The sequence below is a fragment of the Qipengyuania sp. JC766 genome, assembly GCF_040717445.1.
Classification (GTDB): domain Bacteria; phylum Pseudomonadota; class Alphaproteobacteria; order Sphingomonadales; family Sphingomonadaceae; genus JC766.
This window is the reverse complement of the sequence record NZ_JBFEFL010000001.1, coordinates 2558106-2582898: the sequence shown is the minus strand read 5'-3', so window position 1 is coordinate 2582898 and position 24793 is coordinate 2558106. Positions and strand designations below refer to the sequence as shown.

At 66.4% G+C, this 24793-nt stretch carries 22 protein-coding genes; 12 read left to right on the top strand and 10 right to left on the bottom strand.

Translation table 11 applies throughout. The features are described from left to right. Window positions 1–19: 19 nt before the first annotated feature. Window positions 20–1102, top strand: coding sequence for a mechanosensitive ion channel domain-containing protein (locus AB1K63_RS12440; protein WP_366960493.1), 1083 nt, complete (start codon window positions 20–22; stop codon window positions 1100–1102). Here the strand turns inward: AB1K63_RS12440 and AB1K63_RS12435 are convergent. Then, window positions 1099–3456, bottom strand: a complete 2358-nt coding sequence (locus AB1K63_RS12435) for a CDC48 family AAA ATPase (RefSeq protein ID WP_366960492.1) — start codon at window positions 3454–3456, stop codon at window positions 1099–1101. The two genes, AB1K63_RS12440 and AB1K63_RS12435, sit on opposite strands and share 4 nt — an antisense overlap. A 379-nt stretch (window positions 3457–3835) precedes the next feature. Here AB1K63_RS12435 and AB1K63_RS12430 point away from each other — a divergent pair, with 379 nt between their 5' ends. From AB1K63_RS12430 to AB1K63_RS12415, 4 genes are read left to right on the top strand one after another with little or no spacing between them, the layout of a single operon-like run. After that, window positions 3836–4558, top strand: a complete 723-nt coding sequence (locus AB1K63_RS12430) for a CoA transferase subunit A (protein ID WP_366960491.1) — start codon at window positions 3836–3838, stop codon at window positions 4556–4558. Between the two features lie 3 nt (window positions 4559–4561). Continuing rightward, window positions 4562–5533 (top strand): hypothetical protein, encoded by a 972-nt coding sequence (locus AB1K63_RS12425; protein WP_366960490.1) that lies wholly within the window; start codon window positions 4562–4564, stop codon window positions 5531–5533. A gap of 4 nt (window positions 5534–5537) precedes the next feature. Continuing rightward, window positions 5538–6179 carry a CoA transferase subunit B gene (locus AB1K63_RS12420; protein WP_366960489.1) on the top strand — a complete coding sequence of 214 codons (642 nt, stop codon included), beginning with the start codon at window positions 5538–5540 and terminating at the stop codon, window positions 6177–6179. 28 nt (window positions 6180–6207) lie between these two features. Next, the gene (locus AB1K63_RS12415) at window positions 6208–7086 is read left to right on the top strand and encodes an alpha/beta hydrolase (RefSeq protein ID WP_366960487.1); all 879 of its coding nucleotides are present in this window, start codon (window positions 6208–6210) and stop codon (window positions 7084–7086) included. On the opposite strand, the gene AB1K63_RS12410 is transcribed toward AB1K63_RS12415, so the two are convergent. The 7 genes from AB1K63_RS12410 to hisS form a co-directional block, all read right to left on the bottom strand. Continuing rightward, window positions 7067–8332 (bottom strand): DUF418 domain-containing protein, encoded by a 1266-nt coding sequence (locus tag AB1K63_RS12410; protein WP_366960486.1) that lies wholly within the window; start codon window positions 8330–8332, stop codon window positions 7067–7069. The genes AB1K63_RS12415 and AB1K63_RS12410 overlap by 20 nt on opposite strands. A gap of 4 nt (window positions 8333–8336) precedes the next feature. Then, a complete protein-coding gene (gene metK, locus AB1K63_RS12405; protein ID WP_366960485.1) occupies window positions 8337–9587 on the bottom strand; it encodes a methionine adenosyltransferase in 1251 nt (416 codons plus the stop codon). Window positions 9588–9628: 41 nt separating this feature from the next. After that, window positions 9629–11239, bottom strand: a complete 1611-nt coding sequence (gene lnt, locus AB1K63_RS12400; protein ID WP_366960484.1) for an apolipoprotein N-acyltransferase — start codon at window positions 11237–11239, stop codon at window positions 9629–9631. Window positions 11240–11275: 36 nt separating this feature from the next. After that, window positions 11276–11953 carry a DUF4167 domain-containing protein gene (locus tag AB1K63_RS12395; RefSeq protein WP_366960483.1) on the bottom strand — a complete coding sequence of 226 codons (678 nt, stop codon included), beginning with the start codon at window positions 11951–11953 and terminating at the stop codon, window positions 11276–11278. Between the two features lie 260 nt (window positions 11954–12213). Further along, on the bottom strand, window positions 12214–13086 hold the full coding sequence (gene prmC / locus AB1K63_RS12390) for a peptide chain release factor N(5)-glutamine methyltransferase (RefSeq protein ID WP_366960482.1): 873 nt from the start codon (window positions 13084–13086) through the stop codon (window positions 12214–12216). Beyond that, the gene (gene prfA, locus AB1K63_RS12385; protein ID WP_366960481.1) at window positions 13079–14146 is read right to left on the bottom strand and encodes a peptide chain release factor 1; all 1068 of its coding nucleotides are present in this window, start codon (window positions 14144–14146) and stop codon (window positions 13079–13081) included. Before prfA ends, prmC begins: the two co-directional genes overlap by 8 nt. Window position 14147: 1 nt before the next feature. Then, window positions 14148–15422, bottom strand: coding sequence for a histidine--tRNA ligase (gene hisS / locus AB1K63_RS12380; protein WP_366960480.1), 1275 nt, complete (start codon window positions 15420–15422; stop codon window positions 14148–14150). Window positions 15423–15532: 110 nt separating this feature from the next. Between hisS and ppa the strand changes: the two genes are divergently transcribed. Beyond that, window positions 15533–16060 carry an inorganic diphosphatase gene (ppa, locus tag AB1K63_RS12375; RefSeq protein ID WP_366960479.1) on the top strand — a complete coding sequence of 176 codons (528 nt, stop codon included), beginning with the start codon at window positions 15533–15535 and terminating at the stop codon, window positions 16058–16060. A 3-nt stretch (window positions 16061–16063) separates the two neighbouring features. Here ppa and AB1K63_RS12370 read toward each other — a convergent pair whose 3' ends face one another. Together AB1K63_RS12370 and AB1K63_RS12365 are read right to left on the bottom strand one after the other, a co-directional pair. Continuing rightward, window positions 16064–17491 (bottom strand): mechanosensitive ion channel family protein, encoded by a 1428-nt coding sequence (locus AB1K63_RS12370; protein ID WP_366960478.1) that lies wholly within the window; start codon window positions 17489–17491, stop codon window positions 16064–16066. A gap of 32 nt (window positions 17492–17523) precedes the next feature. Then, the gene (locus tag AB1K63_RS12365) at window positions 17524–17913 is read right to left on the bottom strand and encodes a hypothetical protein (RefSeq protein ID WP_366960477.1); all 390 of its coding nucleotides are present in this window, start codon (window positions 17911–17913) and stop codon (window positions 17524–17526) included. Between the two features lie 171 nt (window positions 17914–18084). Here AB1K63_RS12365 and lptB point away from each other — a divergent pair, with 171 nt between their 5' ends. The 6 genes from lptB to AB1K63_RS12335 all read left to right on the top strand — a co-directional run bounded on the left by lptB (window position 18085) and on the right by AB1K63_RS12335 (window position 24751). After that, a complete protein-coding gene (gene lptB / locus AB1K63_RS12360; RefSeq protein WP_366960476.1) occupies window positions 18085–18870 on the top strand; it encodes an LPS export ABC transporter ATP-binding protein in 786 nt (261 codons plus the stop codon). A gap of 26 nt (window positions 18871–18896) precedes the next feature. After that, complete coding sequence (gene rpoN / locus AB1K63_RS12355; RefSeq protein WP_366960475.1) at window positions 18897–20342, top strand: RNA polymerase factor sigma-54; 1446 nt, start codon at window positions 18897–18899, stop codon at window positions 20340–20342. Window positions 20343–20534: 192 nt separating this feature from the next. Further along, window positions 20535–21230, top strand: a complete 696-nt coding sequence (gene ctrA / locus AB1K63_RS12350; RefSeq protein ID WP_366960474.1) for a response regulator transcription factor CtrA — start codon at window positions 20535–20537, stop codon at window positions 21228–21230. Window positions 21231–21380: 150 nt separating this feature from the next. Further along, a complete protein-coding gene (locus AB1K63_RS12345) occupies window positions 21381–22142 on the top strand; it encodes a siderophore-interacting protein (protein ID WP_366960473.1) in 762 nt (253 codons plus the stop codon). A 55-nt stretch (window positions 22143–22197) separates the two neighbouring features. Next, window positions 22198–22899, top strand: coding sequence for a tRNA (guanine(46)-N(7))-methyltransferase TrmB (locus AB1K63_RS12340; RefSeq protein WP_366960471.1), 702 nt, complete (start codon window positions 22198–22200; stop codon window positions 22897–22899). A 55-nt stretch (window positions 22900–22954) separates the two neighbouring features. Further along, entirely contained in the window at window positions 22955–24751 is a 1797-nt protein-coding gene (locus tag AB1K63_RS12335) for an SLC13 family permease (RefSeq protein ID WP_366960470.1), read from the top strand. Window positions 24752–24793 lie beyond the last annotated feature (42 nt).

The following is a 24793-nucleotide window of genomic DNA, read 5'->3' as shown; positions in this document are numbered from 1 at the left end:
CGTCCCATAACTGGCGCTGATGTTCCAACGCCTGGATCCGAGAAATTACCAGATCGCCTGGGACGACCTCGCCGTCGCCTGCGTAGCGCTGGCCGTCTCGATCACCATCGCACTGGTGATCCACCGGGTCGCCTTCATGGTGATCAAGCGGCTGACGCGGCATTCGGATACGCAGGCGGACGATATCCTCGTCGTCACCATCTACAAGCCGATGCGCTGGCTGGCGGTGGCGATGGCCATCGGGATCGTGGCGAACAGCAACGAACTCGTCGCCGATCCCTGGGAAGCGGTCGCGCGCTTCGTCGTCCCCGGCATCATCGGCTGGCTGGCCCTGTCCGTGGTCCGCGGTTTCGCGGGCGCCATGGAACAGAGGATGGACGAGAAGCACGATCCGATCGCGATCCGCGGCCGCCGGACCAAGATCGCGATCTTCAGCCGCACGGCGTCCGTCGTCATCATCGTCATCACCATCGCGCTGGTCCTGATCGGCATTCCCGGCGTGCGCGAGATCGGCGTCACCATGATGGCGTCCGCCGGTATCGTCGCCATCGCGGTCGGTGCCGCGGCCCAGCCGGCGCTGAAATCCCTGATCGCCGGGTTGCAGATGGCGCTCACCGAACCGATCCGCATCGGCGACATGGTGGTCGTCGACGGGCACACCGGCCGGGTCGAGGAAATCCGCATGAGCTTCGTGCTCGTGCGGACTTGGGACGAACGGCTGATCATCGTGCCGACCACGCGTTTCCTGGAAGAGACTTTCGAGAACTGGTCGCGCAGCAGCGAGAAGCTGACCGGCCCGATCTTCCTCAACCTCGATCCGATCACCGACGTGACGCCGATCCGGGCGGAATTCGAGCGGTGGGTGGCGGCAAACCCGCTGCATGACGGCCGGACCGCCAGTATCCTGATGACGGAAGCGCATCCGGAAAGCATCGAGCTGCGCCTGGCGGTCAGCGCGCGCACCATCGGCGACCTGTGGACGCTGCGGTGCGAACTGCGCGAGCACATGCTCGCCTGGTTGCGTGAGAACCAGCCCGAGGCGCTCATCCGCCACCGCCTGGAAGTGGCGGCGGCGAACGAGCGGGCGTCGGGCGAAGCCTAGTCCTCGCGCGTGGCGGCTTCGCGCCGCCGCTCCTCTTCCGTCGCGCCGTGCTTCGCAGGCCTGGTGCTTTCGACCATGCCTTCGTGGATGAAGCCGATCGGCATGGCTTCGGCGGCGCGCTTCTTCAGCTCGCCGCGCATCTTCTTGTATTCCTCTTCCATCTTCGGCGTGACGGTTGCGCGCGAATCCTCCAGCGCTTCGTCGAAGTCGGCAGCGGTGACGTGCTGCACTTCCCGACCCGCGCGCTGCAGCGCGTTAAGGCCGGCGCGGCGCACCACGTCTTCCAGGTCTGCCCCGGTGAAGCGGTCCGTCTTGCCTGCCAGCTCGCCCAGATCGACATCGTCGGCCAGCGGCATGGAGGCGGTATGGATACCCAGGATCTGCTCGCGTCCCTTGCGGTCCGGCGTGCCGACATAGACCAGCTCGTCGAAGCGGCCAGGCCGAAGGAGCGCCGGATCGACCAATGTCGGCCGGTTCGTCGCGCCGATCACCACGACGGACTGGAGTTCCTCCAGCCCGTCCATTTCGGCCAGCACCGTGTTGACGACGCGCGAGGTAACAGCCGGTTCGCCCTGCCCGGACCCGCGGGCGGGCACGAGGCTGTCGATTTCGTCGATGAAGACCACGCAAGGCGCCACGGCGCGGGCCCGGCGGAACATGCGGGCGATCTGCTGTTCGCTTTCGCCGTACCATTTGCTAAGGAGGTCGGAGCTCTTCATGGAAATGAAGTTCGCCTCGGCCTCCTTCGCGACGGCCTTGGCGAGCAACGTCTTGCCGGTCCCGGGCGGTCCGTACAGGAGGAAGCCCTTGGCCGCCCGGATCCCGAGTCGCTCGAACGCCTCCGGGTTCTTCATCGGCAGCTCGATACCTTCCTTCAGCTTCTCGATCGATTCGTCGACGCCGCCGATATCGTCCCACGAGACGTCGGGGACCTGGACCATGACTTCGCGCATGGCGGAAGGCTGGATACGCTTCAACGCATCGAGGAAATCCTCGCGTGTGACGCACAGGTCCTCGAGCACTTCGGTCGGTATGGTCCGTTCGTCGAGGTCGAGCTTCGGCATGATGCGCCGTACCGCCTCGATCGCGGCTTCGCGGGCGAGCGCGGCGATGTCCGCGCCGACGAAGCCATAGGTCGCCTTGGCCAGTTCCTTCAAATCGACCTTGTCGCCCAGCGGCATGCCGCGTGTATGGATGGCGAGGATTTCCCGGCGGCCGTTCTCGTCCGGCACGCCGATCACGATTTCGCGGTCGAAGCGGCCAGGACGACGCAGCGCCTCGTCGATCGCGTCGGGCCGGTTGGTGGCGGCGATGACAACGAGGTTCGAGCGTGCTTCCAGCCCGTCCATCAGCGTCAGCAGCTGCGCGACAAGGCGCTTTTCCGCTTCGCCCGCGACCTGGCCGCGCTTGGGCGCGATCGAGTCGATCTCGTCGATGAAGACGATGCTCGGCGCGGTGCGGCTCGCTTCCTCGAACACTTCGCGTAGGCGCTTCTCGCTCTCGCCATAGCCCGAACCCATGATCTCGGGGCCGTTGATGGTGAAGAACTCCGCGTCGCTTTCGTTGGCGACCGCCTGGGCCAGGCGTGTCTTGCCGGTGCCGGGCGGTCCGTGCAGCAGCACGCCCTTGGGCGGATCGACGCCCAGGCGGATGAACAGTTCGGGGTAGCGCAGCGGCAGTTCGACCATTTCGCGCAGCTGCTGGATCGTGTCGCCGATGCCGCCGACATCGTCGTAATTGACCGTACCGCGCCCGCCCTTGGGTTCCTCGAACTCGGCGCGCAACTCCACCTCGGTATTCTCGTCGATATGGACGAAGCCCTTGGGGACGGTGGAGACCACCCGCAAGCGGATCTGGGTCAGGGCGTAGGCGGGCGCGTTGAACATGCGCTGCACTTGCGGCGGCATGTTCTGAACCGGTTGCTGGCCGGTGGTCGCCACCAAGTCGCCCGCGACGAGCGGCTTCTTGAAGAAGTTGCGCTTCAGCGCCTGTGTCGGGCCCTGCAAGCGCATCTCGCGCTGCGCCGGGGCGAACACCACGCGGGTCGCCGGGCGCGTTTCCGCAGCGCGGATCTTCACGTGTTCGCCGCTGCTCGTTTCCGCATTGCCGCGCTGGAGACCGTCGAGCCGAACCACTTCGAGCGACTGGTCCTCGTCATAGGCGGACATCGCGATGGCGGCAGTCGAGTTCTTGCCCTCGATCTCGACCACGTCGCCCTCGGTGATGCCGAGCGCCTGGAAGGCGGAACGCGGCAGGCGGGCAATGCCCTGCCCGCTTTCTTCCTGCCGTGCGGCGGCGACTTGCAGGCGGACCGTCTTTTCCTGGTCCTTCGGGGCGTTTTCGGCATCGGCCATGGGCGGGACATTTCCTCTCGTCCGGGGTCTATCGGGCCCAAGCTAGGAAGCGGGCGTACCCCATGCAAATGAACGAGCGCATTATCGGGTCCGCGACACGCAGGCCCGAGACAAGAAAAAAGCCCCGGCCTTGCGACCGGGGCTGAAAGTCTTGGGAGAGGATGCCTAAAAGGCAGGTTCGATATGAGCCGGTGCGCACTTTTGTGCAAGTGCGAAAAGTTCCGATTAGGTTGCGCAAAACGCAACACACATAGATCTCTGATTCTCAACGATTTTGTATGGGCTCGGCGTGGTAACGCATTGCACTGCAACAAGATTGTCATGGTGACAGGGCGCGGCGCGACCTCTAAGGACCGGGCCAAGTTTCAGGGGACCATCCATGGACAAGCTCTATCCCGATGCAGCCGCCGCTCTCGACGGCCTGCTATCCGACGGACTTCTGATCGCGAGCGGCGGTTTCGGCCTGTGCGGCATTCCCGAACGTCTTCTGACCGCGATCCGCGACAGCGGCGTGAAGGACCTGACCTTTGCCAGCAACAATGCGGGGATCGACAACGAAGGGATCGGCATGCTGCTGCGCACGCAGCAGGTGAAGAAGATGATCTCCTCCTATGTCGGCGAGAACAAGGAATTCGAACGCCAATTTCTCGCCGGCGAACTGGAAGTCGAATTCTGCCCGCAAGGTACCCTGGCGGAACGGATGCGCGCCGGCGGCGCAGGCATTCCCGGCTTCTACACCAAGACCGGCGTCGGCACGCAGGTCGCCGAAGGCAAGGAAGTGAAGCAGTTTGCCAATCGCGACGGCCAGATGGAGGATTTCATCCTCGAACGCGGCATCTTTGCTGACCTGGCGATCGTGAAGGCCTGGAAGGCGGACGAGACCGGCAACCTGGTGTTCCGCAAGACCGCGCGCAATTTCAACCAGCCCGCCGCGACCTGTGGCAAGGTCTGCGTGGTCGAGGTCGAGGAAATCGTCCCGGCAGGATCGCTCGATCCCGACACGATCCATCTGCCCGGCGTCTACGTCCAGCGGATGATCGTGGGCGCGCCTTACGACAAGAAGATCGAGTTCGAGACCACGCGCGAAAGGGAAGCGGCCTGATCCATGGTCCGCCGCGCTGCCACCATCCTGCTTATGGGCGCGACGCCGCTGCTGGGCGGATGCCTTGCGGCTGCGGCGATCCCGGTACTGGCCGGCGGGACGATCGCGGGCGGTGACGAACTCGTCCTCGGTCCCCGGGACGGCAGGGTCGGCGAAGCGCGGGACAACGGCACCGCAGTCCCGCCCCCGCCCTTCGCCGACGAGACGCCGCAGGGCTCGGTCCGCGAAGTCGCGGCCGTTCCGGCGCAAGGCGACGTGGAGACGGCAGATTTCTCCGCCGGGGGGAGTGAGACGCGGCCAGCGGACTGGGCGACCCCGCAGATACAGGCTCCGCTACCGGCACCGGTCATGCCCGGAATGCAAGCGGGCGAAACGGCCGGCATCGCCGCCGTCGATCCCGACGCGACCATCTCCGGCGAGACCTATCAGGCGCTGTATTCCTACGTGGAGGAACAGGCCCTGCGCGATCCGGTCGACACTGCCCGCCAATCCGCGCTGCTGGCCTCTCCCGGGTCGCTGAAGGCGGATCGCAGCGATTGCGCGATCCGTCCGCCCGCCTTCCTCGTCGATCTGGACCCCGCGACCGGCACGTTCGATGCCGATGCGCCGAGCATGGGCGATCCCTCGCTCGTCGCCACACTGCGCGCCATTCGCGCCGAAGGCGTGGAGGTCTTCTGGATCTCGTCCCAGAGTGCCGCCAGTGCCGGTGCCATTCGCAGGCGCCTGATCGACAGCGGGCTGGATCCGCTGGGCCGCGATCCGATCCTGCTGCTGCGCACGCCGGAAGAGCGCAAGCAGACCCGTCGCCGCGAGCTTGGCGAAACGCATTGCGTCATCGCCATCGCCGGTGACGACCGCTCCGATTTCGACGAACTCTATCTCTATCTGAGGGACCGCGACGCGGCCCGGCCGCTCGACGAGCTGGTCGGCGCGGGCTGGTTCCTGACGCCGCCGCCCCTGCAGGAAGGAAGCTAAGACTATGCCATGGGATCGCAACCAGATGGCCGCGCGTGCGGCAAAGGAACTGCAGGACGGATATTACGTCAATCTCGGCATCGGTATCCCCACGCTGGTCGCGAACCACATCCCCGAAGGCATGCATGTCACCTTGCAGAGCGAGAACGGCATGCTGGGGATCGGCCCGTTCCCCTATCCGGACGAGGTCGATGCGGACCTGATCAATGCGGGCAAGCAGACCATCAGCGAGCTGCCCCACAGCGCCTATTTCGACAGCGCGACCAGCTTCGGCATGATCCGCGGCGGCCATATCGACCTGACCGTGCTGGGCGCGATGGAAGTGGCGCAGAACGGCGACATCGCCAACTGGATGATCCCGGGAAAGATGATCAAGGGGATGGGCGGCGCCATGGACCTGGTCGCCGGCGTCAAGAAGATCATCGTGGTGATGGACCACACCGCCAAGGACGGATCTGCCAAGTTCATCCCGGAATGCACCCTGCCGCTGACCGGGACCAACGTGGTGGACATGGTCATCACCAATCTGGGCGTATTCCAGCGCCCCGACCATGACAGCGACTTCCGCCTCATCGAACTGGCATCCGACGTGACCGAAGACCAGATCGCACAGAGCACGACCGCCCGATACAAGGTCGCGCTGTAACGACCACGATATTCTGGAGCCGAAACGCATGAGGGTCTTCGTTCTCGGCGTCCTTGCGATCGCCATCGTCGGCTTCGGACTTTTCCTCGCCTTCACATCGCCACCCAAGCTGCTGTCCCTGCTCGATCGCGCGGCTGGCGGCGGAAACGGCACCGTGAAGGTCGGTACGGGGATCGGATTCGGTGATCAGGGGCAGACGCTCGATGTCTGGGCACCTGCCGAGGCGACCGACGACCTGCGCCCCGTCGTCATTTTCTGGTACGGCGGCGGCTGGGTAAAGGGCGACCGAGACGCCTACGCGTTCGCGGGCCGCGCGCTTGCCAGCGAAGGCTTCCTAGTCGTCGTTCCGGATTACCGGAAAGTGCCCGGAGTGCGCTTCCCCTCATTCCTGCAGGACGGCGCCGACGCAGTGCGCTGGACTCGCGACAACGCCAGGAGATTCGGCGGCGATCCGGACCGCATCTCCTTCTCGGGGCATTCGGCGGGCGCCTATATCGCCGTAATGCTCGCCTTGGACGAACGCTGGCTTCGCGCGGTCGATGTCGATCCGGAAATCGTGGACTCCGCCGTCGGATTGTCTGGCCCTTACGACTTCTATCCTTTCGATACAAAGCGATCGATCGACGCGATGCATGGCGCGCCGGACCCGCTACTGACGCAGCCGATCAGTTTCGCGCGCGCCGATGCCCCACCCCTGCTCCTGATCACATCGACCGAAGACGAGACTGTGCGGCCCCGCAACGCCATCAACCTCGCGGCCATGCTGGAAGAGGCGGGTGCGCCGGTCACCGTCATCAATTACGAAGGGCTGGATCACGAGGACGTGGTGATGGCGCTTTCCTCGCCCTATCGTGGGAAGGCCCCGGTCCTGCAGCAGAGCGCCCAGTTCATGCGCGCGGCGCGCTGATCCTCATCGGCCCCGGCTTCGCTCCGGCAAGGCGGCGCCATATCCATTCGAAGGGACCCTGCCGGAACTGGCGCAGCCAGAGGGGTGACCACCAGAGCATCAGGGCGATGGGCAGCAGGGCAACGCCAAGCGCCGCGCTGCGCGAGAGGGTTCCGAACAGGCCCAGCCCCCACCCGGCGAAGATCGCGGCGAAGATCGTGCTCGTGAGCAGGTAGTTGGTGAGCGAAAGGCGGCCGGCCGCCGCGAAGCGGGCGCGCAAGGCGCCGCCCTTCTGCTGCCAGACCGCCATAGCGACCAGCGCGTAGGCGATCGCGAGTAGCAGGTCGAAGGGTGCGCTCAGCGACAGAGCGGCGACGGAGACGAGGATCGGCGGGAAGCCGGCAGCGGCGGTCATCGCGCCGATCAGCGCAAGTATCACGAGCGAAGGAATGCCCAGCAGCGCCGCGCCCACGAAGAGCGATCGCGTCTCCGACCCGCCCTGCAATATACCCGCGCGCCACAGGCCGATCCCGCCCAGCATCGCCGCCAGCGTCGAGGGCATGGCGGCAAGCGCGGTGAGCAGGTGCTGCGGAATGCCGGCAATGCGCCGCGGGATACGCTCGCGGAAGGTTTCGCGTCCCTGCTCCATCGCAAGGGCCAGCGCATCCGCACCCCTGCCGAAGGCGCGTTCCATCTCGGCCATGCCCTGCGCATCGAAGGCCGGATCGAGCGCCCACCAGTATGCCAACCAGTCGCGCAGGTATGACGCCACCGCGATTACATGCGCCGTCATCAAGAGCGCCGCGATCGCGAACAGCGTCCGGGGCCTGAGCCCCGCGACAATCGGCAGCACCAGTCCTGCCAGCGCGTAGAGCCGCAGCACGTCGTTGTTCGCCAGCAAGGTCGCGTGCACCAGGCCAATCAGGAGAAGCGCGGCCATGCGGGCGTAGTGTCCGCGCAACCGGCCCGTCCCGGCCCGTTCGAGCATGATCGCGACGCCCGCGCCGAACAGCATGGCGAAGAGGTTGCGGAACTTGTCCTCCACGAAGACGAAGCTCAGCGCCCAGAGCGCCCCGCCCAGCGCATCGGGCGGGCCGAGGGCCGCGGGGTCGAGATAGGCGACCGCGGGCAGCGCGAAGACGTAGACGTTCATCAGCGCGATGCCCGCCACGGCAATGCCGCGCAACGCATCGAGCGCTACGATGCGCGCGCCCTGCCCGGCGCCTGTATCAAGGGATGTCGGTGCCGGGCGGTCCGCCACCGTCATCGCATCACTTGCCCAGCGCGGCCTTCAGGTCGTCGACCAGGTCGGTGCGTTCCCACGGGAAGTGGTCGCCGTCCACGTCGCGGCCGAAATGGCCGTAGGCGGCGCTCTTGCGATAGATCGGCTTGTTGAGGCCCAGATGCGTGCGGATGCCGCGCGGGGTCAGGCCGCCCAGCTTGCCGGTGTTGCGGATCGCGTCTTCCAGCGCCTCGTCCGTCACGCCGTCCGCCGCCGTGCCGTGCGTATCGACATAGAGCGACAGCGGCTCCGACACGCCGATGGCGTAGGCGATCTGGATGGTGCAGCGCGTGGCGAGGCCCGCGGCGACCACGTTCTTGGCGAGGTAGCGGGTAATGTAGGCGGCAGAGCGGTCGACCTTGGTCGGATCCTTGCCGCTGAAGGCGCCGCCGCCATGGGGGCTCGCGCCGCCATAGGTGTCGACGATGATCTTGCGGCCGGTCAGGCCCGCATCGCCGTCCGGTCCGCCGATCTCGAAGGCGCCGGTCGGATTGATGTGCCACACCGTGCTGTCCGACAGGAACCCCTCCGGCAGCACGTCGCCCACCACGCCCTTCACATAGGCTTTGAGCTCGGCTTCCTTCTCGCCCTTGTCGTAACCCTTGGCGTGCTGGGTGGAGACCACCACCGCGGTGCATTCCACCGGCTTGCCGTTCTCGTAGCGCAGCGTGACCTGGCTCTTGGCATCGGGCTCCAGGAACGGTGCGGTGCCGTCCTTGCGGTCCTGCGCCATGCGGTGGAGGATCTTGTGGCTGTAATCGAGCGTCGCCGGCATCAGGTCCGGCGTCTCGTCGCAGGCGAAACCGAACATGATGCCCTGGTCGCCCGCGCCTTCGTCCTTGTTGGAGCCTTCGTGCCCCGCATCCACGCCCTGCGCGATTTCCGCGGACTGGCCGTGCAGATGGTTCTCGAAGGTCAGCGTCTCCCAATGGAAGCCGGACTGTTCGTAACCGATGTCCTTCACCGTTTCACGGACGACGCGCTCGATCTCGTCGCGCGCACCGGGCGCCCAGTAATTGTTGAAGCGCCATTCCTCGCGCGTCTTGTCGTACATAGGGCGGCAGCGGATTTCGCCGGACAGCACGACCCGCTGCGTGGTCGTCATGGTTTCGCAGGCGACTCGCGATTCCGCGTCCTTGGACAGCATGAGGTCGACGATCGCGTCGGAGATCTGGTCGGAAACCTTGTCCGGATGACCTTCGGAAACGCTCTCGGAAGTGAAGATGTAGTCGCTACGCATCGGGGCCTCATATAAAGAAAGCTTTATGTGTTGCCGCGCACCTAGCCGTCCCTCCGCCGCGACGCAACCAGCGATAGGCCGATCAGCAGCGCGGCCCAGGCCAGTGCAAGTGCGTTTCCGAACCGTGCAAAGGCCGTCTCTTCGAAGGCTGGCGGAACGATCCCGTCCAGCCTGCCCTGTTCCCACATGCCGATATGCTGGCGCACCACGCCGCGCGCATCGATGATCGCGCTGATGCCGGACGTCGTGGAGCGCAGGACCGGCAGCCCTTCCTCGATCGCCCGCATGCGCGCCTGCGCCAGGTGCTGCGGAGGACCCCAGCTGCCGAACCAGCCATCGACTGACGGGGCGACGATGTAGTCGGGCCGGGCGTCGCGATCGACCACCTGGCCCGAAAAGACGATCTCGTAACAGATCTGGATGCCGGCGCGGCCATGGGCGCCCAGGTCCAGCGTGCGCGGTCCGGGTCCGGGCAGGAAGTCGATGCTGCCCGCCACTAGGCGCTGCGCGCCGAGCGGCTCCAGCAGCCAGCGCAGGGCGAGGTATTCGCCGTAAGGCACCAGATGCGCCTTGTCGTATCCGCCGAGGATCGTGCCGTTGCCGTCGATCGCCGTCACCGAATTGCGCGCACCGACCAGCGTATCGCCTTCCAGTTCGAGGTCCTGCGCCCCTGTCAGCAGCACGCTGTCCGGGCCGATCGCCTCGCCGATGCGGCGACGGGCATAGGCGGGATCGCCACCGGCCGTCATCGCGGTGTAGAAGCGCTGCGGATACCCTTCGCGCAGGTAATCGGGAATGGCGCCTTCGGGCCACAGGACCAGCCGCCGCTCGAGCCCCTCACGGCGCGGCCGGCTGAGCGCGGCGTAGTCGAGGAACTGCTGTTCGTACTGGCTCGAATCGTTGAGCTGGGCCTGCGTCAGGTTCGGCTGCACCAGCGTATAGGGCAGCGTACCGTCCGCGCCCTTGCCAGCCGGAACCAGCATCAGCGCGGCAATCACGGCCAGCGCTGCGCCGCCGACCAGCCAGCGACGGGCGAGGAAGGCGACCAGCAGTCCGGTCGCCAGAAGCACCAGCAGGCCGGACAGCGCATATGTCCCCATCCAGGGCAGCACGACGGCGAGGCCAGGCGTCCCGAAATCGCCCAGGAAGGCGAGGCCAAGCGGGGGCCAAGGATAGCCGGTGAACACCCAGCCGCGCAGCCATTCGAAGACGATCCAGCTGCCCGCAAGCGCGATGCCCAGCGTCGCCGTATCGCGACGATCGCCCGTGAGGAAACGGCGCGCCAGCCAGCGGGCGGCCAGCGCCGCGAAACCGGGATAGAGCGCGAGGTAGAGGCAGAGCGCGGGGACCGCGAACCAGCCGAGAAAGGCCGGCATCTTGGCCTGGTGGGTAAAGGCCGTGGCGATCCAGTTGTTGGCCAGCGTCAGGTGCGCAAAGCCCCACAGCCAGCCGATGAAGAATGCGCTGCGCAGACGATCGGTCCGCGCCACCAGCCAGACGAGCCCGGCGACGCCGAGCAGCGTGAGGGGCCAGAGACCAAGGGGCGGAAAGCCGCAGGCGGCCAGTGCGCCCAGAACCAGCGCCGCGAGGCGCGGATGGGCGGAAAGCCGACGCGAAAGCGCCGTCGTCCCGGAAGGTTGCGGATCGCTCATGCAGCTTCGCCCGACAGCAATCGCGGCGAAGTCAGCCTAGCTGACGGCCTCGGCATTCTCGCTGTCCGTGTCGGCCTTGCGGCGACGGCGGACCGGCTTCTTCACGGGCGCGTCGTCTTCCGATCCTTCGCTGATCGAAGGAGGCAGGACCGCCGCGTCGATGCCTTCGCCGCTCGTATTCTTGGGCGCGCGCGGCTTGCGGGCACGCTTGGCCGGGGCACCTTCGCTGCCGCGCCGGGGGCGGGCGAAGGGGTTGTCGTCGCTGTCGCGATCGTCGTCCGAACCGTCATCGTCGTCGGACGAATTGTCGGCCTGCGAATCGTCGTAATCCTGACGGTCGTCGCGATCGTTCCGGCGGCCGCGCGTGTTGCGCCGCTGGCGACGGTTGTCGTTGCCGTCCTGATCGTCGTCGTCGCCATCGTCGTCGGACTGGCCGCGGTCGGAATCGCGCTTGGCGCGGGCTTCGTCCTGGCGGGCCTTGTTGTCGGCGATGACGCGGAAATAGTGATCGGCGAACTGCAGGTAGTATTCGGCCTGCACCCGGTCGCCATTGTGCTGCGCGTCCTGTGCCAGCTTCTTGTACTTGTCCAGAAGCTGCGGGGCATTGCCCCGGGCGCGGCTGTCGATCCGGTTGGCCTGGTTGCCACCACCACCGCCACCCTGGTTGCGATTTCCGCGACCGCGACGGCGGTTGTTGTTACGATTGTTGTTCAAAGGAAAACTCTTCCCTCACAGGGACCGGGCTGCACCGAACCATTCGATTGCCCAAGTCATGTAACCCCTCTTGCGGGCCGCCCCTTGCGGCGCGCATGCCCCTTTCGCCTTCTCGCACCGACGCTGTCCGCCAGTACGTATTCGCGAGTTTCGGAGCTAAGGCGAACGGGGCGCGGCGCTGTTCGGAAGAAACATCCGGCTCGCCGCAATCCGCTGGCCTTGGAATTCGAGGTAACTACTCGGACCGCTTTACACAAGCCTTAATGGCCCAATACTGTGAACGAAAGGGCGCGCGCCCGCCCCGCGAGGTCGCGGTGGAGCCGCGATTGCAACCCTGCGGCGGTGCCAATCGCGGCGACCGAATCGCCTTGTTCGTGGCCGATCTCGAATATGGCCAGCCCGTGCGGGGACAGATGATCGCCCACCTGCGGCAGCAGGATGGTGTAGTCGTCGAGGCCTTCGAGCCCGGAAAAAAGCGCGGACGCAGGCTCGAACGCCGCCACTTCGGGTTCCAGTTCGGCAGTCGTCTCGACATAGGGGGGATTGCACAGCACCAGGTCGAACCGGCCGAGGTCCCGCGCCCAGCCGGCCTTTCGCCAGTTGCGCCGCAGGAAGCGCGCGCGGTCCGCCATGCCGAGCCGGCGCGCATTGCACTGCGCCATGCGAACCGCGCCGAAGGATGCGTCGAGCCCCACGCCTTCGGCGTCAGGAAACAGATCCATCGCCGCCAGCAGCAGGGCGCCCGAACCCGTACCGAGGTCCAGGATCCGCGCCGGCGGGCCGGTTTCGAACCGGGCCCGTGCCGCCTCGATCAGCGTCTCGCTGTCCCCGCGCGGAATCAGCACGTCAGGCGAGACGCGCAGGTCCAGCCCGTAGAATTCCTGGCGCCCGATGATGTAGGCGACCGGCTCGCGCGCCGCCCGCCGTTCGACCAGCGCGGCGAAACCGTCCGGCACCGCGGCGCCGAGATGCCGGAGAAGCAGGTCCGAGCGCGACACGTCCAGCGCGTGCGCCATCAGCAGTTCGGCATCGAGCCGGGGCGTGTCGCTGGTGGCCGCCAGCCGGTCCGTGGCAGCGCGTAGCGCCTCCCCTGCCTTCGTAGTCCCGTCTTGCCCGCCGGGCGCGTCAGCCATCCATGGCCGCGAGGCGCTTGGCCTCGTCCTCGGCGATCAGCGCGTCGACCAGTTCGCTCAAGCCGGGCCCGGCGATGATCTGCGGCAGCTTCTGCAGGGTCAGGCCGATGCGATGGTCGGTCACGCGCCCTTGCGGGTAGTTGTAGGTGCGGATGCGTTCGGACCGGTCGCCCGAACCGACCATGGCCTTGCGTGCCTCCGCCTCGGCGCCCTGCGTCGCTTCGCGCTGCTGCTCGTAGAGACGCGCGCGCAGCACCTGCATCGCCTTTTCGCGGTTCTTGTGCTGGCTGCGCCCGTCCTGGCAGGTTACGACCAGCCCGGTGGGCAAGTGCGTGATGCGGATCGCGGAATCGGTCGTGTTGACGTGCTGCCCGCCTGCCCCGCTGGCGCGGTAGGTGTCGATCTTCAGGTCGGTTGCATCCACCTGCACGTCCACCTCGTCCGGTTCGGGCAGCACGGCGACGGTCGCGGCGGAGGTGTGGATGCGCCCGCCGCTCTCGGTTTCCGGCACACGCTGGACGCGGTGTACGCCGCTTTCGAACTTCAGCTTGGCGAACACGCCCTGCCCGCTGACATTGGCGACGATTTCCTTGAAGCCGCCGACCTCGCTGGCGCTCATGCTCACAGGCTCGACTCGCCAGCCCTGCTCCGCCGCGAAGCGCTCGTACATGCGGTAGAGGTCGCCTGCGAACAGCGCTGCCTCGTCGCCACCGGTGCCGGCCCGGATTTCGAGCATGGCGGGTTTCGCATCCGCGCTGTCGCGCGGCAGCATGGCGAGCGCCAGTTCGCGCTCCGCCTCGGGCAGCCGTTCGCGGATGGCGGCGAGTTCCTCTTCCGCCATCGCCTTCATTTCCGGATCGGCGAGCATCTCCTCCAGTTCGGCGATTTCCGCCCGCGCCGCGCGCACTTCGCCCGCGATCTTCGCCACCGGCTCCAGCTCGGCATAATCGCGGCTCGCCGCCACGAACTCCTCGCCCTCCAGTGTGCCTGACGCCATGCGCGCCTCGATCTCGGCGAAGCGGTTGGCGATCTGGTCGAGGCGCTCTGCGGGAATCCGCATGTCAGTCCTGCCCGATATTCTTGGCAAATTCGAGGAAGGCGGAGCCGACCGCCGCGATGTCCTCGTCCGACCCCTTCAGGCGAGGGGGCTGCATCCGGCCGTCATCGTCCTCGGAAAACGCCATCACGACCCTGGCGCCGCTTTTCACCGCCTTGTCGAACCGCTTGCGCGGCGATCCGGTCGCGAAGCTTTCGGCCGAGATGCCGTGGCCCCGCGCCATCATGGCGAGCCGCGCCGCGGACGCATGGAGCTGGTCCGAATCGCCTTCGATCACGATGGCGAGGTCGGCGGACGGCATGTCCCGCTCGCCCACCAGCATCGCCAGCCGCTCGATCCCCGCCGCCCAGCCGACCGCCGGCGTCGGCGCGCCGCCGAGGCTCTCGATCAACCCGTCGTAGCGGCCGCCGCCCAGAATGGTGCTCTGGCTGCCCAGCCGCGCGGCGGCCTCGCTGCCTTCGTCCGGGATGAACTCGAACGCCGTGTGACGGTAATAGTCCAGCCCGCGCACGAGGTTTGGCGCGCGGGTCCACTTGACCTCCGCGGCATCGAGGCCGGCGGTCACCTTCGCGAAGAAGTCGAGCGCCGCTTCCGAAAGGAAATCGTCGATATCGAGCGCTTCTTCGACATGCCGCCGGTCGCGCGGATCCTTGCTGTCGAGGATGCGGAGCGGGTTCTTCTCGAGCCTGTCCTGCGATTCCTCGCTCAGTTCGTCCTTCACGGCGCGGAAGTGATCGACCAGCGCCGCCCGCCAGTTTTCGCGGCTCTCGGCATCGCCAAGCGTGTTGAGGTGCAGCGTAACGTCCTGGATTCCTAACTCTTTCAGGAGTTGGTCCGCCATGGTGAGCAACTCCACATCCGCCAGCGGTTCGCCTGCGTCGATGATCTCCGCATCGATCTGGTGGAACTGCCGATAGCGCCCCTTCTGCGGCCGCTCGTACCGGAACAGCGGACCATGGGTCGCCAGCTTCAAAGGCGCAAATTGCTGCCATCCGTTGGACAGGAACGCGCGCGAAATGCCCGCCGTGAATTCCGGGCGCAGCGTGAGGGATTCCCCGCCGCGGTCCTCGAAAGAATACATTTCCTTCGACACGATGTCGGTCGTCTCGCCGATGGACCGCGCGAAAACCTCGGTTTTCTCGAACACCGGCATCTCGGCCCGGCGAAAGCGATAGAGCTTGCGAACGCGCTCGAAAGTCTCGACCACGAAGGCGAAGCTTTCCGCCTCCGGTCCGAATATGTCCTGGGTGCCCCTGATGGCCTGCGGTGTTTTCGACATGGCCGCGCAAGTAAGGCCAAGCGCCCCCTTCCGCAATGCGCCCGCAGCCGCTAAGCCGCCGCCGATCCTTGGGAGAGGGGCCGCACACGACATAACAGGGACCCCATCAAATGCGTATCGACATGATCCCCGTGGGCGACAATCCGCCCGAAAGCCTCAATGTCATCATCGAGGTTCCGACCGGCGGCGAGCCGGTGAAGTACGAATTCGACAAGCAGAGCGGCGCCCTGTTCGTGGACCGCATCCTCCACACGCCCATGCGGTACCCGGCCAATTACGGCTTCGTGCCCCATACGCTCAGCCCGGACGGCGATCCGCTGGATGCGCTGGTCATCGCCCGAAGCCCGTTCATTCCGGGCTGCGTCGTGCGGGCGCGCCCGATCGGGGTCCTGAACCTGGAAGACGAGCATGGCGGCGACGAAAAGCTGATCTGCGTGCCGGTCGACACGACATTCCCCTACTATTCGGATGTCGCGGAAACCAAGGACCTGCCCAGCATCATCTTCCAGCAGATCGAGCACTTCTTCACGCACTACAAGGATCTGGAAAAGGAAAAGTGGGTCCGGATCGGCAAGTGGGGCGATGCTGCCGATGCGCGCCAGGTCGTGCTGGAAGCTATCGAACTCGCAAAACGCTGAGGCTCATTCGACCGGCCTGCCTCGATCGAGCAGGTCCTTCTCCTCGCCACCGGTCGCCCGTTCCGCCTCCACCATCTGCGCGATCTCGTCGCTCGGCCGAACGTCCTCGTGCGCATGGTCGCCCGGGGCGGGTGCCAGGCGCGGTTCGGATGGCGTGGGCGGCGCCTCTTTGGTGGCACGTTCCCCGATATTTTCGAAGGGGAGCGGATTGGTCCGCGGATCGAAGCGCAGCCGGTAGATCGGCTCGGGAAGCCCGAAGCCGGCACCTTCCAAGGCCGTCTTCACCGCGGCAAGCGCACGGCTGCGTGCCTTGAAGAAGTCCGCCTCTGTCTGGTCGATCCAGCCGAGGAACTTGATCACGATATTCGAATCGCCGACCGCCACGGTCCGCGCCTCCGGGCCGGGGTCGGCCAGGACGAACGGCAGGCCCGCCATCGTCTCGCGCCCGAGGCGGCGCGCGGCATCGGGATTGTCGTCGGCATCGATGCCCATTTCGAATTCGAAACGCCGCTGCGGATTGCGCGTGTAGTTCAGGATGACGGCCTTGAAGACCTGGCCGTTCGGGATGCGCAAATGGTTGCCGTCGAGCGTCATGAGGATGGTCGCCCTGCTGGTCAGGCGGATGACCCGGCCTTCCAGATCGTCGATCAGGACATGGTCGTTGGCCCGGAACGGCTGTCGCAGGCTCAGCATGAGCGATGCGACATAGTTCTCGATCGTGTCGCGCATCGCGAAGCCGAGCGCGATGCCGATGACCCCCGCCCCGCCGAGAACGGCCCCAAGCAGCGCGCCCGCGCCGATCATGTCCAGCGCGATCACCAGACCGAGGATGATGAAACCGAAGCGGATCGCGCTCGCGACCAGTTCAGCGAGGAACGGGTTCGGCGTGACGCGCCGCCAGAGCGAGCCGAAGCCTGCCAGCAGATACCCGGCCGTGCCGATGGCAAGGGCGACCAGCAACGCCGCGCCCAGAAGCGGCAGCATCTGCACGAAGTCGGCGAAGCGATCCTCCACGCTTCCGATCGCACCCAGCCCGCCGCCGAGCGACACGTCGCGCTCCAGCGTGTTTTCAACCGTGACGACGCCCTGGACATTGCCCGCCAGCCGGGCCGCCTCTTCTATATCCGCCTGTTCCGGCACGGTGCCGGACAGCGTCACCACGCCTTCCGTCACATCGACAGTCACGGCCGAGAACTTGCCGATCGCCCCGAAGAAACCCCGGATGCGCTGCGCGATCCGCTCGTCCTGCGAGGGATCGCGCTCCGCTTCGATCGACGGCGCGGGCTGCGACGCGGCCTCGGTCGGTTCGGCAGTGTCGGGCAGCGGAATCCCCAGTGCCTGACCACCCGTCGCGGTCGCCAGCCATACGGAGAGCAACAGCAGGAAAGAGAAAACGGACTTCACGATGCTGATGCGCTGGCGGACATGCACGTCCAGCGCTTGGACCCGCGCCGGGTTCCGGCTCAGACGATCGAAGCCAGCAACTTGATCAGGGCCGCAAGCGCGAGCGGTAGGCCGATGGCGAGCAGCCACAGGCCGAACTGGTCCCTGCGATATGCACCGGCGAAGGCCGGATCCGAGGCCTCGTTGTCGCTCAACGAAGCCCACCGCTTCTCGAATGCGCGGCACGCCGGGATGATCGCTGCGACAAGGACGGCGAGAGCGAAGTACGGCAGCAGCGACAGATGGAATGCCTTCATCGCGCCGACGGTGACGAAAATCGTGATGCCGGTATAGACGAGCAGGGCATACGCCACATTGTCGCTCATGGACTTGCGCCAGTCGCGACCGGCATGCGCCGACCTGTCGTGATATGCGGCGCGGCTCCGGAACTTTGTCCCCTGGTTTGCCATGTGCCTCTCCATTCCTCTCACCCGAGTCGGAGTATTTCACTTCGATGAACGACAATCAAGTAGGGCGCACGAGCCGGCCCGGACCGGGCGATCTGCGGCCTATGCAGGAATCCTGCCAGTTGGTCGATTGCACCCTTGCAACCGCGCGCCGGATAGGACACCTCGCCACCCATGAGCACGCTCGATGACCTTCAGGATGCACACCCTGTCGCGAATGCCAGCCCCGACCTGGTCGATGGCGGCCTGCAGGTCGTCTCGATCGCCAAGAGCTACGACAAGCGCGCGGTCCTGACCGATATCTCGCTCAGCGTCGCCAAGGGTGAAGTGCTGGGCCTGCTCGGGCCGAACGGGGCCGGCAAGACGACCTGCTTTTATTCGATCATGGGGCTGGTGAAGCCGGACAGCGGCCGGATCCTGATGGATGGCGAGGACGTGACCAAGCTGCCCATGTATCGCCGCGCGATTCTGGGCCTCGGTTACCTGCCGCAGGAAACCAGCATTTTCCGCGGCCTGACGGTCGAAAAGAACATCCGCACCGTGCTGGAGCTGGTCGAGCCGGACCGCAAGACCCGCGAGGCCGAGCTCGAGCGGCTGCTCGACGAATTCGGCCTTACGCGGCTGCGCAATTCGCCCGCCATGGCGCTTTCGGGCGGCGAACGGCGGCGCTGCGAGATCGCCCGCGCGCTGGCGGCCAAGCCGTCGATCATGCTGCTGGACGAGCCTTTCGCCGGGATCGATCCGCTTTCGATCAGCGACATCCGCGACCTGGTGGCCGACCTCAAGACGCGCGGTATCGGCGTGCTCATCACCGACCACAACGTGCGCGAGACGCTGGAAATCGTGGACCGGGCCTGCATCATCTACGGCGGACAGGTGCTGTTCGCCGGAACGCCGCAGGAACTGGTGGCGGACGAGAACGTGAAGCGGCTCTATCTCGGCGAGGGTTTCACCCTGTGACGCGGCGCGCAAACCGGTAGTCCGCCATGGCTCTGGGCCCGAGACTAGACCTCAGGCAGTCCCAGTCGCTGGTGATGACGCCGCAGATGCAGCAGGCGATCCAGCTGCTGACGCTGTCGAATCTCGAAATCGAGGCCTTTGTCGGTGAGGCGCTGGAGAACAATCCCCTGCTCGAGGCGGGCGAGGTCAGCCGCGAGGCCGGCGATCCGGGCGATATCGACCTGCCGTCCGCGGAACCGGAAGCGGGCGGCGCGGACGGCGAGGCTGCACTCGACATTGCGAAAGAAGCGCTCGATCCGGAGCCGGACACCGGCGAATGGGGCAGCGCGCTCGGCACCATGTCCGATGCCGACCTGCCCGGCATCGAGGAACGCGGCACGGACGGCCCGACGCTGGTCGAGCATCTGGAAAGCCAGCTGGGCACGGTGGCGCGCGACGATCGCGAAGCCTTCGTCGCGCGCTACCTGATCGGCCTGCTGGACGAGGCCGGATACCTCACGGCGGACATCCGGCATGTCGCGGGCGACCTGCAGATCCCGCAGGCCGAGGCGGAACGCGCGCTGACCCTGGTGCAGTCGCTGGAGCCGACGGGCGTCGGTGCGCGCGACCTTTCCGAATGCCTCGCCCTGCAGGCCCGCGAGGCGGACCGGTACGATCCCTGCATGGCGCGCATGATCGACAATCTCGACCTGCTGGCGCGCGGCGATTTCGCCCGGCTGAAACGCATGTGCGATGTCGACGACGAGGATTTCGCCGACATGCTGGCGGAGCTGCGCGGATACGATCCGAAGCCGGGCCTGCGTTACGGTGGCGCGTCCGAACCGACCGTGGTGCCCGACATCCTGATCACCTCGGGCACGCAGGGCGAATGGCGCATCGCGCTGAACGAGGCGACGCTGCCGCGCATCGTCGTCAACCGCGACTACCTCGTGGAACTGGAGGCGGGGTGCAGCGACAAGGCCTCGCAGGGCTGGCTGAACGAAAAGCTGGCCGATGCCAACTGGCTGCTGCGCGCACTGGACCAGCGGCAGAAGACGATCCTCAAAACCGCGAGCGAGATCGTGAAGCGCCAGGACGGCTTCTTCCGCCGCGGCGTGGCGGATCTGCGCCCCCTCACCTTGCGCGAAGTGGCCGAGGCGATCGAGATGCACGAGAGCACGGTGAGCCGCGTCACCAGCAACAAGTACCTGCATTGCGAGCGCGGCACGTTCGAGCTCAAGTATTTCTTCACCAGCGGCGTCGCCAAGGCGGACGGCGAAGGTGCGTCGTCCCATGCGGTCAAGGCGCGGATCAAGGCGCTGACCGATGCGGAAGACCCGAAGAAGATCCTGTCGGACGACAAGCTGGTCGCGATCCTGAAGGACGAGGGCTTCGACATTGCGCGCCGGACGGTCGCCAAATATCGCGAGGCGCAAGGCATCGGCAGCAGCGTGGAACGACGCCGCGCGAAGAAGCTGGCGGGCATCCGCTGACGCCCCGACGGGTCCGGCATTCGCCGGTGCCAAGCCCCGTCAGTGAGTCTTTCAAGTCACACGACTCGCCGGGATTCCTAGCTTTACGGGTTATTAACCTTTTCCGTTCAGACATTGTGTGGTTAATGCGGGACAACACACCTTAGCGGGGTGTTACCGCGGGGCAAAAACGGGAACAGGGGGACTCTTCCCATGCGCGTACTGTTGATCGAAGACGAGCCGACAACGGCGAAAGCCATCGAGCTCATGCTCACAACGGAAGGGTTCAACGTCTACAGCACCGACCTGGGCGAGGAAGGCCTCGATCTGGGCAAGCTGTACGATTACGACATCATCCTGCTGGACCTGAACCTGCCCGACATGCACGGGTACGACGTCCTGAAGAAACTGCGCGTCGCCAAGGTGCAGACGCCGGTCCTGATACTGTCCGGCATTTCGGAAATGGATTCCAAGATCCGGTCCTTCGGCTTCGGCGCCGACGATTACGTGACCAAGCCGTTCCACCGGGAAGAGCTGGTCGCCCGCATCCATGCCGTCGTCCGCCGGTCCAAGGGCCACAGCCAGTCGGTCATCCGCACCGGCAAGCTGGCCGTAAACCTCGATGCAAAGACCGTCGAAGTCGACGGCGCGCGTGTCCACCTGACGGGCAAGGAATACGCGATGCTGGAGCTGCTCAGCCTGCGCAAGGGCACCACGCTGACCAAGGAAATGTTCCTCAACCACCTCTATGGCGGCATGGACGAGCCCGAACTCAAGATCATCGACGTCTTCATCTGCAAGCTGCGCAAGAAGCTCAGCCACGCTTGCGGCGGCGAAAACTACATCGAAACCGTGTGGGGCCGTGGTTACGTCCTGCGCGATCCGGACAGCCAGGCGGAAGCCGCCTGATCCAAGGTCATCGACACGAAATTCTCCGAGAAAGCCCGGCGCAAACCGCCGGGCTTTTTTCGTATCGGGCGACCTTTTGCCTAGTCAGCCCTTGAAAGCCCGTATCGCCCGCCCACCTCTATTGCGAACAATTCGCAACAGAAAGACGACATGGCCCAGCAGGCATACTCCCGCCCCGCCCCGCGCATCGGCACGGTAATCTCGACCGGTCCGGTGACCCCGAACATGTACCGCGTCACGCTCGGCGGGTCCGGGCTGGCGGATTTCCCGCCGGAACAGGACGGCGGATACGTCAAGCTGAAGGTGCCTTCTGGCAATGGCGACGTTGTGCGAACCTATACCGTGCGTCGCCAGCGCAAAGGCGAGATCGACATCGACTTCGCGCTCCACGACAACGGGACGCCCGATGCTGGCCCCGCCACGCGCTGGGCGCTGGAAGCGCGCGCAGGGGACGAGGTACCGGTGGGCGGTCCCGGCGCGGCCAAGCCGCTCCCCACTGGGTTCGATTTCTACCTCGTCGCGGGCGACATGGCGGCCCTGCCGGCGATTTCCGCCAATCTGGAACGACTGGACGCCTCGGCCAAGGGCATCGCCATCCTCGAAGTGCAGGACGAGACCGATATCCAGCCGCTGATCGCACCTGCCGGCATGGAACTGCGCTGGATCGTGAACCCGCACCCGGGGCGCGATCCCGAGCGGCTCGAAAACGCCGTTCGCGAAGTGCGCTGGCCCGACGGCCGCGTCTACGGCTGGGTCGCATGTGAGTTTTCCGCCATGCGGCTTTTGCGCCAGTACCTGCGCACGGAGCGGGGACTTGCGCCCGATACGCTCTACATCTCGAGCTACTGGAAGGCCGGGCTGGACGAAGCCGCGCACAAGGTCGCCAAGCGCGAGGATGCCGAGGCCGCCTGACCGGCGCGCGACGCGGACTGGACAAGCGAGCCGTATCGGCCCTAGCGCGCGCGCCATGACGGCATTCAAGGAAGGCGACCCGACGACCCTCAACCGGCTGTACGGGCGCAGCGTGGGCAAGCCGCTGCGCGCACAGCAGCAGGGGCTGGTGGACAATCTGCTGCCGCAGATCGCCGTGCCGGAAGACGGCCCGGTGACCGCCGAGCGCCTGTTCGGACATGACCGCCCGCTCCATTTCGAGATCGGCTTCGGCGGCGGGGAGCACATGGCGTACCGCGCGGACCTGCTGCCCGATCACGGCTTCATCGGCGCGGAACCCTATCTGAACGGCGTGGCGCAGGCGCTGACCCAGATCGAGGAGGAACGCCTCGCCAATATCCGCATCCAGCACGGCGACGCGCTGGGCGTGCTGGACCGGGTGCCGGACGGCGCGCTGACGATGCTGTACCTGCTGCATCCCGATCCCTGGCCCAAGAACAAGCATGCCAAGCGGCGCATGATGAATGACGGGCCGGTCGAAATGTTCGCCCGCAAGCTGAAGCCGGGCGGCGAGTTCCGCTTCGGGACCGACCATCCGGTCTATCTGCGCCATGCGCTGATGGTGATGCGGCGCTTCAGCGACGTGTTCGAATGGCAGGTGGAAAGCCGCCGCAGCTGGGAAGACCGCCCCTCCGGCTGGTGCGAGACGCGCTACGAACACAAGGCCCGCACCAAGTTCGGGCACGAGGTCTGGTATTTTCGCTATCGCCGAATCTGAAACGCGCGATTAACTGGCGGCTCCGGGGGCATCGCGCCCCCTTGCGGAGCCGGCCTTGCAAGCATTCCTGACTGACCACTCCGCCTTGATCGGCCTTGGCCTTCTGGCCGCGATCTTCATCCTCTTCGCGCTGGAGCGCAGGCCGCCGGTGGTGATCGCCATTGCCGGCGGGGTGGCGATGCTGGCGCTGGGCTATCTCAGCCCGGACGATCTCATGGGGGTCTTCTCCAACTCCGCGCCGATCACCATCGCGGCGATGTTCATCCTGTCGGGCGCTTTGCTGCGCACCGGCGCTCTGGAGGAGATTTCGGGCTGGGTCATCCGCCGCACGTCGCAGAACCCGAAGCTGGCGACGGCGGAACTGGCGGGCGGCACGCTGGCGGCCTCCGCCTTTATGAACAATACGCCGGTTGTGATCGTGATGATCCCGATCGTGAAACGGCTGGCGCAAGTGCTGGGCACGGCGTCCACCCGGTTGCTGATCCCGCTGTCCTATCTTTCGATCCTTGGCGGGACGCTGACCCTGATCGGCACGTCCACCAACCTGCTGGTCGACGGCGTGGCGCAGGAACAAGGGCTGGAGGCCTTCGGCATCTTCGAGATTACCGGCGTCGGCATCGTGGCGGCGGGCGCGGGCCTCGTCACGCTGGTGCTGCTCGGCCCACTCCTTTTGCCGAACCGCGGGGCGCGGGCGCTGGACGAAGGGCGCGAGAGCGACCTCTATCTCTCGCACCTGGTGCTGAAGGCAGACAGCAGGCTGGTCGGGCAGAAGCTGAGCGAGATCGCCCTGATGCGCCGGCCGGGCCTGCGCGTGGTGGCACTGGAACGCGGGGCGCGGCTGCTGCGCCGCGACCTTGCGACCATGCGGCTTGAGCCGGGGGACGAGCTGGTCGTCGCGGCCAGCCCGGAAGAGCTCGCCTCGCTCGCCGAGGCGCGCGATTTCATGACCGGGCTGACCGGGATCGGCGGCGGCGTGGCGACCGCGGCGGGCGAGCGTCCGCGCGACCTGCGCATCGTGGAAGCCGTGGTCAGCAGCTCGCACCCGATCATCGGGCGGCGGCTGGCCGATATCCCGATGCTCTCGCGCTATCAGGTGCGCGTCCTCGGCCTGTCGCGTCCGCGCCATCTTGCCGGGCCCAGTCTTGCCGAAGTGCGGGTGCGCGCCGGGGACCGCCTGCTCGTGGCGGCGGGGACCGATGCGGCGCTGGCGCTGCAGGCGAACATGCAGCTGGCCGACGTCACCGAATCGCATGTGAAGTCCTTCCGCCGCCACCGCGCGCCGATCGCCATCGCCACGCTCGCCGCCGTGGTCCTGGGCGCGGCCCTGCTCGGCGCGCCGATCGAGGCACTGGCCATCGGGGGCGTCGCGCTGGTCCTGCTGACGCGCTGCGTGGAGCCGGACGAAGCCTGGTCGAGTCTCGACGGGAACACGCTGGTCCTGATCTTCGGGATGCTGGCCGTGGGTCGCGGGCTGGACAATGCCGGCACGATCGACCTGATCGTGCGCTGGCTGGAGCCGCTGATGGACGCCAGTTCGCCGCTGCTGCTGATAGTCCTCGTCTACGCGGTCTGCAGCATCCTGACGGAAACGGTCACCAACAACGCGGTGGCGGTGATCATGACGCCCATCGCCATCGGCCTCGCAGGCTCCGCCGGGATCGATCCGCGCGCGCTGGTGGTCGCGGTGATGTTCGGCGCGAGCGCCAGCTTCGCCACCCCGATCGGCTACCAGACGAACACGCTCGTGTACGGCGCGGCAAACTACCGCTTCATGGACTTCGTGAAGATCGGCCTGCCTATGAACCTCGCCGTCGGCGTAGCGGTGTGCCTGGCGATCCAGGCGTTCTTCTGACGGCCCATACGAAAAGGGCCGGACTTGCGCCCGGCCCTCGAT

Bases quoted from the DNA above. Each gene is read 5' to 3' on its own strand.
- AB1K63_RS12435 (WP_366960492.1), bottom strand. From the start codon at position 3,456: ATGGCCGATGCCGAAAACGCCCCGAAGGACCAGGAAAAGACGGTCCGC.
- ppa (WP_366960479.1), top strand. From the start codon at position 15,533: ATGCGTATCGACATGATCCCCGTGGGCGACAATCCGCCCGAAAGCCTC.
- AB1K63_RS12440 (WP_366960493.1), top strand. From the start codon at position 20: ATGTTCCAACGCCTGGATCCGAGAAATTACCAGATCGCCTGGGACGAC.
- AB1K63_RS12425 (WP_366960490.1), top strand. From the start codon at position 4,562: ATGGTCCGCCGCGCTGCCACCATCCTGCTTATGGGCGCGACGCCGCTG.
- AB1K63_RS12345 (WP_366960473.1), top strand. From the start codon at position 21,381: ATGGCCCAGCAGGCATACTCCCGCCCCGCCCCGCGCATCGGCACGGTA.
- lnt (WP_366960484.1), bottom strand. From the start codon at position 11,239: ATGAGCGATCCGCAACCTTCCGGGACGACGGCGCTTTCGCGTCGGCTT.
- AB1K63_RS12415 (WP_366960487.1), top strand. From the start codon at position 6,208: ATGAGGGTCTTCGTTCTCGGCGTCCTTGCGATCGCCATCGTCGGCTTC.
- AB1K63_RS12340 (WP_366960471.1), top strand. From the start codon at position 22,198: ATGACGGCATTCAAGGAAGGCGACCCGACGACCCTCAACCGGCTGTAC.
- prfA (WP_366960481.1), bottom strand. From the start codon at position 14,146: ATGCGGATTCCCGCAGAGCGCCTCGACCAGATCGCCAACCGCTTCGCC.
- AB1K63_RS12420 (WP_366960489.1), top strand. From the start codon at position 5,538: ATGCCATGGGATCGCAACCAGATGGCCGCGCGTGCGGCAAAGGAACTG.
- AB1K63_RS12365 (WP_366960477.1), bottom strand. From the start codon at position 17,913: ATGGCAAACCAGGGGACAAAGTTCCGGAGCCGCGCCGCATATCACGAC.
- ctrA (WP_366960474.1), top strand. From the start codon at position 20,535: ATGCGCGTACTGTTGATCGAAGACGAGCCGACAACGGCGAAAGCCATC.
- metK (WP_366960485.1), bottom strand. From the start codon at position 9,587: ATGCGTAGCGACTACATCTTCACTTCCGAGAGCGTTTCCGAAGGTCAT.
- rpoN (WP_366960475.1), top strand. From the start codon at position 18,897: ATGGCTCTGGGCCCGAGACTAGACCTCAGGCAGTCCCAGTCGCTGGTG.
- lptB (WP_366960476.1), top strand. From the start codon at position 18,085: ATGAGCACGCTCGATGACCTTCAGGATGCACACCCTGTCGCGAATGCC.
- AB1K63_RS12430 (WP_366960491.1), top strand. From the start codon at position 3,836: ATGGACAAGCTCTATCCCGATGCAGCCGCCGCTCTCGACGGCCTGCTA.
- AB1K63_RS12410 (WP_366960486.1), bottom strand. From the start codon at position 8,332: ATGACGGTGGCGGACCGCCCGGCACCGACATCCCTTGATACAGGCGCC.
- prmC (WP_366960482.1), bottom strand. From the start codon at position 13,086: ATGGCTGACGCGCCCGGCGGGCAAGACGGGACTACGAAGGCAGGGGAG.
- hisS (WP_366960480.1), bottom strand. From the start codon at position 15,422: ATGTCGAAAACACCGCAGGCCATCAGGGGCACCCAGGACATATTCGGA.